8 protein-coding genes are annotated in these 9,063 nt (G+C 72.0%); 7 read left to right on the top strand and 1 reads right to left on the bottom strand.

Annotation, left to right across the window (positions count from 1 at the left end):
- Positions 1-60: 60 nt before the first annotated feature.
- Positions 61-468 (bottom strand): hypothetical protein, encoded by a 408-nt coding sequence (locus tag KGQ19_RS45430; protein ID WP_212021306.1) that lies wholly within the window; start codon positions 466-468, stop codon positions 61-63.
- Positions 469-775: 307 nt separating this feature from the next.
- Between KGQ19_RS45430 and KGQ19_RS45425 the strand changes: the two genes are divergently transcribed.
- From KGQ19_RS45425 to KGQ19_RS52400, 7 genes are all read left to right on the top strand, one after another.
- On the top strand, positions 776-1,921 hold the full coding sequence (locus KGQ19_RS45425) for a radical SAM protein (protein WP_212021305.1): 1,146 nt from the start codon (positions 776-778) through the stop codon (positions 1,919-1,921).
- Positions 1,918-2,604: a heme oxygenase-like domain-containing protein gene (locus tag KGQ19_RS45420; RefSeq protein ID WP_212021303.1), complete on the top strand. Its 687-nt coding sequence runs from the start codon at positions 1,918-1,920 to the stop codon at positions 2,602-2,604. The genes KGQ19_RS45425 and KGQ19_RS45420 overlap by 4 nt, the downstream gene beginning before the upstream one ends.
- Entirely contained in the window at positions 2,601-2,804 is a 204-nt protein-coding gene (locus tag KGQ19_RS45415) for an aroma-sacti cluster domain-containing protein (RefSeq protein WP_212021302.1), read from the top strand. Before KGQ19_RS45420 ends, KGQ19_RS45415 begins: the two co-directional genes overlap by 4 nt.
- A gap of 28 nt (positions 2,805-2,832) precedes the next feature.
- Positions 2,833-6,090, top strand: a complete 3,258-nt coding sequence (locus KGQ19_RS45410; RefSeq protein WP_212021301.1) for an adenylate/guanylate cyclase domain-containing protein — start codon at positions 2,833-2,835, stop codon at positions 6,088-6,090.
- Positions 6,087-7,013: a S8 family peptidase gene (locus KGQ19_RS45405; protein WP_212021300.1), complete on the top strand. Its 927-nt coding sequence runs from the start codon at positions 6,087-6,089 to the stop codon at positions 7,011-7,013. Before KGQ19_RS45410 ends, KGQ19_RS45405 begins: the two co-directional genes overlap by 4 nt.
- Positions 7,010-7,705 (top strand): GAF domain-containing protein, encoded by a 696-nt coding sequence (locus tag KGQ19_RS45400; RefSeq protein ID WP_212021299.1) that lies wholly within the window; start codon positions 7,010-7,012, stop codon positions 7,703-7,705. Before KGQ19_RS45405 ends, KGQ19_RS45400 begins: the two co-directional genes overlap by 4 nt.
- A 96-nt stretch (positions 7,706-7,801) precedes the next feature.
- On the top strand, positions 7,802-9,063 hold a 1,262-nt coding region (locus tag KGQ19_RS52400; protein WP_212021298.1), incomplete at its 3' end, for a cytochrome P450.

Here is a 9,063-nt window from a genome sequence, read left to right as displayed (position 1 = left end):
TGTATAAGAGACAGGCCCGGATGGGCGGCGCCGCGGCCGACTGGCCCGGGGTGGTGTGGATCAGGCGCTGCCGGTGTTCACGCCGCACCACGGGGTGTCCTCGGTGGCGGAAGTACCGGTGTTCACGCCGCACCACGGCGTGTCCTCACCGGAGTGCGCGATCACTTCCGGGTCGTCCTCGCTGGCGGAAGTGCCGGTGTTGATACCGCACCACGGGGTGTCGTCACCGGAGTGCGCGATCACCTCGGGCTCGTCAGTGGCGGAAGTACCGGTGTTCACGCCACACCACGGGGTGTCGTCACCGGAGTGCGCGATCACCTCGGGCTCCTCGGTGGCCGAGGTACCGGTGTTCACGCCACACCACGGCGTGTCCTCACCGGAGTGCGCGACGACTTCGGGCTCGTTCTCCTGCTCACGCTTCTTGCCCATCGTGTTCTCCAGACTCGTGCGGAAGGCGGGTTTTCTCACGCTGTGGCCCTCGTTGACCGGGGCCGACGCCGACCATGCTGGGCGGCGGCGCTTCGAGCCCGGTTGGTCCGCGCCGCATTTTCGCTATGGCCGCAGGTCGGATGGCTTGACAGCCCGGTTCGGGGCTCGCCGGCGGGCGCACGTCGGCCCGCCACCGGCTTATTAGGGCCCTACCTCAACGCCGGGAGCTGCGGCTATATCGGGATTTGCGCGCGGGTTAACCGAGGGCGAATCGACCGCGGAGACATTGTTCCTCGGACGCCCGCGACGCGGTGTCCTCGGAGCGTCCGCCGAGAAGGAGCGCGCTGTGGAACTGGTCGACCTCATCAGCCTGCGTCCGGTGCCCTGCGCCGGCGTGCTGCTGATGCTGACTCAGCGCTGCCCCCTGCACTGCGCGCACTGCTCCACCGCGTCCACTATGGCCGGGCCGCAGACGGATGCCGCGGCGTTGCGGCGGCTGGTCGACTCGTTCGGGCCGGAGAACCGACCGGAGCTGGTGATGTTCACCGGCGGCGAGCCGCTGTTGCGGCCCGGCCTCGTGACCGAGCTTGCTCGGGCCGCTGCTGCTCGCGGAGTTCGCACCGCGTTGCTCAGCGGGATGTTCTTCGCACGCCACGAACGCGTCGCGCCGCACATCCAGGAGGCGATCCGGTCCGTCGACCACTTCTCCGCGAGCCTGGACCGCGAACACGAGCGAGAGGTACCCAGGGCAGAGGTCCTGCGGACGCTCGCCACGTTGCTGGACGACGGCATGGCGGTGAGCCTGCACCTCACCGGGCACGGCGCCGACGATCCGTATCTGGCCGAAGTGACCGCACAGGTCCGGCGCGAGTTCGGGGACCGGGTTCCGATGCTGGTGAACGAGGTGCGCGCGGTGGGTCGGGCGACGTCCTGGGCCACGGCCGCACGGATCGTCACCGGGCCTGACGAAGCCTCGGAGAGCACACCGGATCGGACTCGCGTGCTGCCCTGCGCCATGGCCGCGTGGCCCGTGGTGGCCGCCGACGGCACGGTCCTGGCCTGCTGCGGTCAGGACGCCGTGGACCGGCGACCGGCCCCGGAGCATCTGCTGCTCGGGAACATCGCCGACGACGACTGGCCGACGCTGCGCGAGCGGGCCATGAACTCCCCCGAGCTGCGGATGATCAGGGCTCTGGGTCCGCTGCACCTGCGCTCCCGATTCGGTGACGGCGACGCCGGTCCGGACGACTACTGCGCCGCCTGCCTCGCACTCCCCCAGAGCACTGATCTGCCGGCGATCCGCGCGTTCGGCGCCGGACCGGCCGGGGAGCTGCTGGACCGGCACGCCACGCGGACGCAGGCCGAAGCCGGTCCGGTCGCGCTGATGCGACGGTTCGGCTGCGCCAAGTACGCCGAACTGGTGGCTCCGAGCGGGGTTTCGAGTGGGGTTTCGAGCGGGGTTTCGAGCGGGGCTCCGGGTGGCCCCCGATGACCGCCACCCTCTCGCGCAGCGGCGTGTTGCACGTCAAGATCTCCCTCGCCGACCGCGCTCTGAACGCCGCGCTGGACCGCCTCTGGCTGGCTGACGGCCTCGCCCCGCGCTACAGCCGCTACCTCGCCGCCATGCATCAAGTGATCCGCGCTTCGGTCCCGCTCATGGAGCTCGCGGCCCGGCGCTGCGCCGAGCGCGCAGACGCGGATCCGCTCAGCGCTCTCCTGCACGACTACCTGGTCGAGCACATCGAGGAGGAACGCGACCACGATCGGTGGTTGCTGGAGGACCTCGCCGTCGTGCGGGACGACGCAAGCCTCTCGGAGCCGCCGGCCGGGCTCGCGGCGGCCCGGCTGGTCGGCCCGCAGTATTACTGGATCGAACACGGACACCCGGTGACGCTGCTCGGCTACATCGCAGTACTCGAAAGCCGGGCCCCCGCCGAGTGGCTGGCCGACCGGCTGGCACTGGACACCGGGCTGCCCGCCGAGGCGTTCCGCACCGTCCGCGCGCACGCCGAACTGGACGGCTCACACACCGGCCGCCTGGACGCCGTACTGGACGACCTACCGCTGACCCGGGCTCAGGACGCCGCGATCGGAGTCAACGCGCTGCACACCGTCGGCGCGCTGACCGACTTAATCAGAGAGCTGTCACGGGATCACCTGTGGAGGAACCCATGAACGACTTCGACAATCCCACGCTGTCCGCGCTCACCGCGGCCGGATTCCCCCTGGACACGCTCAGCGAAGAGCAGGTCGCGGTCCTCGGTTCGCTGTCCGGACCGGAGCTGGAGCTGTTGGTGGACCTCAAGGCCCGGCTCGACGAGCTCGAACCCGAGGTCCAGGCACACAGCAACATCGCCGGCGGCGCGCTGTTCTGACCCGACGAGACTTGAGGAGGGGAAAACAGTGCACTGCGCCGCATGCTCCGAAACGCTGCCCGACAGCGCCCGCTTCTGCTTGTACTGCGGTACGCCATGCGTCGCGGACGCCACGACCGCAGCGATACCGACACCGGCTCCGCCCCGGGTTGCGGCGCCGCCGTCCCGGATCCCGGCGCCGGCGACCGGGACCGCGCCGGCCGAGGAACGCCGCCCGGTCACCGTGCTGTTCTGCGACCTGGTCGGCTCGACCGCCCTGTCCGGACGGCTCGATCCGGAGACGCTGCGCTCGGTCGTGCTGCGCTACTTCGCGGCCGTGCGCGAGCCCATCGAATCCCGCGGCGGCACCGTCGAGAAGTTCATCGGGGACGCGGTCATGGCGGTCTTCGGGATCCCGGATCTGCACGAGGACGACGGGCTGCGCGCGGTCGCCGCGGCCCTTGAGGTGCCGGAGGTCCTGGACCGGCTGAACGAGGAACTCCATTCGGCGCTCGGCGTGCGGCTGGCCGTGCGGATCGGCATCGCCACCGGCGAGGCGGTGGTCGGCACCGACTCCGAGGAGCGGCAGGTGCTCGTCTCCGGCGAGGTGGCCAACGTGGCGGCCCGGCTCGAACAGAACGCCGCCCCCGGCGAGATCCTGATCGACGCGGAGACCCGGCGCGCGGTCTCCGCGGCGGTGGTCGCGCAGGACGCGGGGCCGATGAGCCTGCGCGGGAAGTCCGCACCGGTGCGGGCCTACCGGCTCAGTGCCCTGCGGGGCGACGATCCGGGGCTGTTGCGCCGCTTCGACCTGCCTTTCGTGGGGCGTGAGGAGCAGTTCGCCGCGTTGGACGCTGCGCTGCGCGACGCAGCCGAGCGTGGGCGAGTACGGGTACTGACGTTGGCCGCGGAAGCGGGCCTGGGTAAGACCAGACTGCTGCGGGAGTGGCTGGAACGCGATCGGTCCCGGCAGGCACACGCCGGTGTCGGCCGCTGCCGCCCGCACGCGCAGAGCGGTACTTTGACGGCGCTGGCCGAAGCGGTTTCGGCGCTGCTGGACAACGTTCACGCGGAGCCGAGAACGTCCTGGCCCGCGGCCGTGACCGACGCGCTGGCGTTGCTCGACGTCGGGATGCTGCGTGACGGCACGCCGACCCCGTCTGTCGAGGACACCTGCGCCTCGCTGACCGTGGTCCTGCGTCACCTGGCAGCCGACGAGCCGCTGATCCTGGTGCTCGACGACTTCCACTGGTCACGCCCGGCATTGCGGGCCACGGTCGAACGGCTGTCCGCGCTGGCCGCCGACTTCCCACTGCTGCTGATCTGCGCCGGACGTCCGGAGCTGCTGGAAGGGGAGGCGGGGTGGCCGGATCCCCATCGAGACAATCTCTCGCTGCCTCCACTGCCGAGGGCGGACTGCGCACGGCTGGCGGAGGCCTATGCCGAGCGCGAATCCGGTATGCCACAACGGTTTCCGGCCCGCGTCCTCGATCGGGCGGAGGGCAACCCGCTGCTGCTGGAGCAGCTGCTCGCGGTCGCGGATCCCGCGAACCTGGACGGCGCCGATGGTCTGCCCTCGACGATCCAGGCGTTGCTCGGCGTCCGCATCGACGCCTTGGGCACGGCCGAACGCGCCGCCTTGTCCCTGGCGGCGGTCCTCGGCCGCGAGTTCACGGCGAGCCAGGTCGCCGGTCTGGCCCGGTCCGGTCCCGAGGGCGGGCCCGGCGGCGATCTGCACCCCGAGCCCGAGGACGCCGACGCGACCAGCCCGGCGCTGCGCGAGCTGGCCCAGCACCGGATGATCGAGGCCGCGACCGGCGGCGACTTCCGCTTCAGCAGCGGCCTGGTCCAGGAGGTGTCGTATCAGCGCACTGCCAAGCGAGTGCGGGCGGAGCGGCACGAGCGCACGGCCGGCTTGCTGGTGGCGTCGCAGGCCACTGATCATGAGGTCGGCACCCACCTGGAGCTCGCCCACCGCTACCGCAGCGAGCTCGGGCTGGCCGACGGCCGCACCGAACTGCTGCGCTCCCGCGCGATGACGACCCTGGCCGCCGCCGGGTCCCGGGCCCTGGCACGGGCCGACCTCGGCTGGGCCGAGCCCCTGCTGCGCCGGGCCACCGCGCTGAGCGAGCCCGCGGACGAGCAGCGGCCGCGGGTGCTGTGGCAGCTGGCCGAAGTGCTGGTGGCCGGCGGGAACCTGGACGAGGGCCGGGCGCTGCTGGCCGAGGTCGCCGCCGATCCGGCCGCCGCGAACCTGGTGCGTGCGCACGCCCGGCTGGCGCTCGCCGTGCACGGCGCGGACGCGGATCCGGTCGGCACGGCCCGCGTCGCCGAGGAAGTGAGCTCCGCGTTCACAACGGCCGGCGACGAACTCGGGCAGGCCAGGTCGCGGCTGCGGGTGGCGCAGGCGCGGCAGACGCTGGGGCGGCACGGCGAGGCCGAGCAGCTGCTGCTCAGCGCCGCCGACCACGCGGTACGGGCCGATGCCGAGCCCGAGCGCGCGGCCATCCTCGGCGCGCTCGGGGTCTCGCTGTGCGCCGGGCCGACGCCGGTCGCCGAGGCCGTGGCGCGGTGCCGGGAGCTGCTGGCGCGGCACGGGGTGCGGCGCATCGTGCAGATCACGCTCAACTGCCCGCTCGCGGTACTGCTCGCGTTGGACGGGCGGCCCGTGGAGGCCGGGGCCTGCTTGGACGCCGCGGATCAGGAGGCACGCGCGGCCGGCTACGCGGAGACCGCCGTGTTCCTGCCCTTCTTCCGGGCCACCATCGCTTCGCTGTCCGGACGTCCGCAGGAGGCTGAGACGCTGCTGCGGCTGGCCGAGCGGGCCGCTGAGCGGCTGGGTGGGAGCAATGCCGCGGGTCAGTTCCGGCGCGCGCGTGCTCGGGTGCTGGTGGATTCCGGGGATGTCGATGCCGCGAGAGCCCTGTTGCTGAAACAGGATGCGCGTGAGCCGGTCGAAGCCGTTGACACGCTGCCGCTTGAGGACGCTGTCGATGTGCGGGGGCTGTTGGCGCGGGTGCTGGTGGATTCGGCTCCGGGGCGGGCTCTGGAACTGGCTCGACGCGCGGTCTCCGATGCCGGTCCCACTGACTCGCCGGTGCTCAAGGCGACTGCGGCGCTGGATCTGGCGCGCTGTGCGCAGGCCACGGGTCGCGGGCCGGAGGCAGAGCGTGCCGCCCGCTCGGCGCTGGATCTGTTCGCCGCAAAGGGACATCGGCCGGGAGTGCGCTGCGCACAGCAGCTGCTGGACCAGATCGGACACCGCCCGGCCGACGCCGTCGTTTCCGCAGGAAGGCTCACCCGATGACCACCGACTCCATCGAGCACGCGTCGGCGCCGGCGGAGGCGCCGCCGCATCCGGCGCCGTTACCGCATCCGCCGCATCCGGCGCGGTTGCGCAGCTCCGCCGATCCGGCGCGGCTGACATGGAGCCTGCGCGGGCGGACGCCGGGCGAGATCGCGCTGAGCGCGGACGGGGCCGACGTCACGCCGGAGTGGGCGTGGGGCGGGTCGACCGGGCGCGGGATCCGGGTCTGCGTCGTGGACAGCGGTGTTGAGCGGGACCATCCGGATGTCGGGACGGTCGACGGGTCGTGGGTGGTGGTCGGCGACGAGGACGGGTTCCGCGTCGTGCCGACCGACACCGGCGACATGTGTGGTCACGGCACGGCTTGCGCGAGCATCGTGCGGCGGCTGGCCCCGGACTGCGAGCTGCACAGTGTCAGGGTTCTGGGTGAGCGCTTCTCCGGGACCGGTGATGTGTTGCTGGCCGGGCTGCGCTGGGCGGTGCAGCAGCGGTTCGACGTGGTGAACCTGAGCCTGTCGACCACGCGTGCGAAGTTCGCGCAGGCGCTGCACGAGCTCGCCGACGAGGCGTATTTCGGCGGCACCGCGCTGGTGGCGTCCGCTCACAACACCCCGGTCGAGAGCTTTCCGTGGCGGTTCTCCTCGGTGTTCTCGGTCGGCAGCCACCAGGAGACCGATCAGGATCTGCACCTGTACAACCCCGAGCCGCCGGTGGAGTTCTTCGCCGCCGGTCAGAACGTCTCAGTGGCCTGGCTCGGCGGCAAGACGATCCGCACCACCGGCAACAGCTTCGCCACTCCGTTCGTCACCGGGACCTGCGCGCGGATCCTGGCCAAGCATCCGGGCCTGACTCTGTTCCAGCTCAAGAGCGTGCTCTATCTGACGGCAGCCAACGTCCAAGTCGATACCAGAGGTGCAGCATGAACCAGCCGGACAACAGCGTTGTGGATCGGTCCGGAGCCGAAGCGGGCGCCGACGTGACGGCCGACGCCGTGGCCGACGCCGATGCGGTGGCCGACGCGGCGAGCGACCCGCTGGCGCGGGAACTGCTCCAGTCCATCGTGGACACCGCCCGCGCGATCTTCGGCGCGGCCGCCAGCTCCATCTTCCTGCTCGACGAGGCCGCCGGGGAACTGGTCTTCCAGGCGGTCTCCGGGCAGGGTGAGGACTTCCTGGTCGGCCGCAGGTTCCCGGCCGGCCGCGGGATCGCGGGCTGGGTCGCCGGTTCGGGCGAGCCGATGGTGGTGGACGATCTGAACCGGGAGCAGGGCTTCGCCCGCGATCTGGCCGAGTCCACCCAGTACGTTCCCAATGCCCTGATGGCGGCGCCGCTGCTGGACGCGTCCGGCGTGCTCGGCGTCCTGGAGGTGCTGGACCCCTCGCCGCAGGCCCGCTCCGACCTGGCCGAGCTCGACCTGCTCGCGCTGTTCGCGCGCCAGTCGGCCGGGGCGCTGCGGCTGGTGACGCGACGGCAGGCGCAGGGACGCCCCGGCGCGGCTGGCGTGCGGGCCGGGGTGCGGGCGGTCGAGGGGCTGGACGAGGCGGGACGGGCAGCCGGGCTGGTGCTGATCGACGCGGTGCGCGATCTGCTGCTGGCCGGCAACGGCCACTCCTGACCGCTGACTACGATCATACGGGCACTGATATATCGATCCTTAGTCTCCACCGACCCCACCTCCTGACTCCACCTCCTGAACAGATGGGACAGCGCCGTGACCTCGACACCTGTGCCCCCGGGAGCGGCCTCACCGCTCGGCGGGCGGTTCATCGCCGACCCCCGGCCCGTCCTGGACCGGCTCCGCGAATCGTGCCCGGTGACCCACACGACCTCCCCGGCGGGACAGGAGGTGTGGGTGGTCACGCGCGAGGCCGACGTCCGGGCCGCATTGCTGAACCCGCAGCTGTCGCTGGCCCGCGAGCCGGCCGACGTCGGCCGTCCGCACCGGGCCCTGGACATGACACTGGTCAACTACGATCCGCCGGACCACACGCGGATCCGGCGCCTGGCCGCTCCGGCGCTCTCGGCGGCGCGGCTCGCGCCTTGGCGGGAGCGGGTCGCGGAGCTGGCTGAGGGGATGTTGGACGGGCTTGGGCGCCGCACGGGTGGCGCGCAGAACGCCGCAGGTGCGGAGGTCGAACTGCTGGCGGATTTCGCGCAGCCCTTCGCGTTCGGCGTGATGTGCGAGGTGTTCGGCATCGCGGAAGCGCACCGGTCGGCCCTGCGCAGCGCGATGGACACGCTGGCCGACGCCCAGGGGCACAGCGCCGCCGAGAAGGAGGCGGCGGTGTCCGTGCTGGACTCGTACGTGCGGTGGCGGGTCGAGCGCGATGCGGCGGCGGACTGCGGTACGTCGGCGGACTGCGGTGCGGGCGTTATCGGGGAGGTCATCAAGGCTTGGACGGCGGGGAACGAAACGCCGGGCGCCGCCGCCGTAAGCCGGGCAGAGCTGCTGGATCTGCTCGCCATGCTGCTCCTGGCCGGGTACGACAGCACGGTACAGATGTTGGCCCTCGCGATCCTGGCCCTCAGCGCGCAGCCGGACGGCCTGGCCCCGCTGGCCGCAAACGGCGAGCCGTCGCCAAGCGCCATGGACGAGCTGCTGCGAATGGACACCCCCGGCCCATTCGCGACAACACGCCACACACTCACCGACGTGCGGATCGCCGGAACACTGATCCCGGCAGGCAGCCAGGTCCTGCTGTCCCTCACAGCGGCGAACCACGACCACCGGGCCCACACCGAGCCACGGCTACTGCGACTGGACCGAACGACCCGCAGCCGCCAACTGAGTTTCGGCCTCGGCCCCCACTACTGCCTCGGCTCGGCACTGGCCCGAATGACGCTGGCGGCGGCCCTAGGCGGACTCGCGCGGCGCTGGCCTGCGGCACGGGTCGCGGTGGGGGCGGAGCAGTTGCGGTGGCGGGGTGGATTTTTGCATCGGCGGTTGGTGGCGCTGCCGGTGGTGCTTGGGGT

It is taken from the genome of Catenulispora pinistramenti, from assembly GCF_018274385.1.
Taxonomy (GTDB): domain Bacteria; phylum Actinomycetota; class Actinomycetes; order Streptomycetales; family Catenulisporaceae; genus Catenulispora; species Catenulispora pinistramenti.
This window is presented reverse-complemented; position numbering and strand designations above follow the sequence as displayed.

Coding starts and splice junctions, on each gene's coding strand:
- KGQ19_RS45420 (WP_212021303.1), top strand. CDS start 1,918: ATGACCGCCACCCTCTCGCGCAGCGGCGTGTTGCACGTCAAGATCTCC.
- KGQ19_RS45415 (WP_212021302.1), top strand. CDS start 2,601: ATGAACGACTTCGACAATCCCACGCTGTCCGCGCTCACCGCGGCCGGA.
- KGQ19_RS45405 (WP_212021300.1), top strand. CDS start 6,087: ATGACCACCGACTCCATCGAGCACGCGTCGGCGCCGGCGGAGGCGCCG.
- KGQ19_RS45400 (WP_212021299.1), top strand. CDS start 7,010: ATGAACCAGCCGGACAACAGCGTTGTGGATCGGTCCGGAGCCGAAGCG.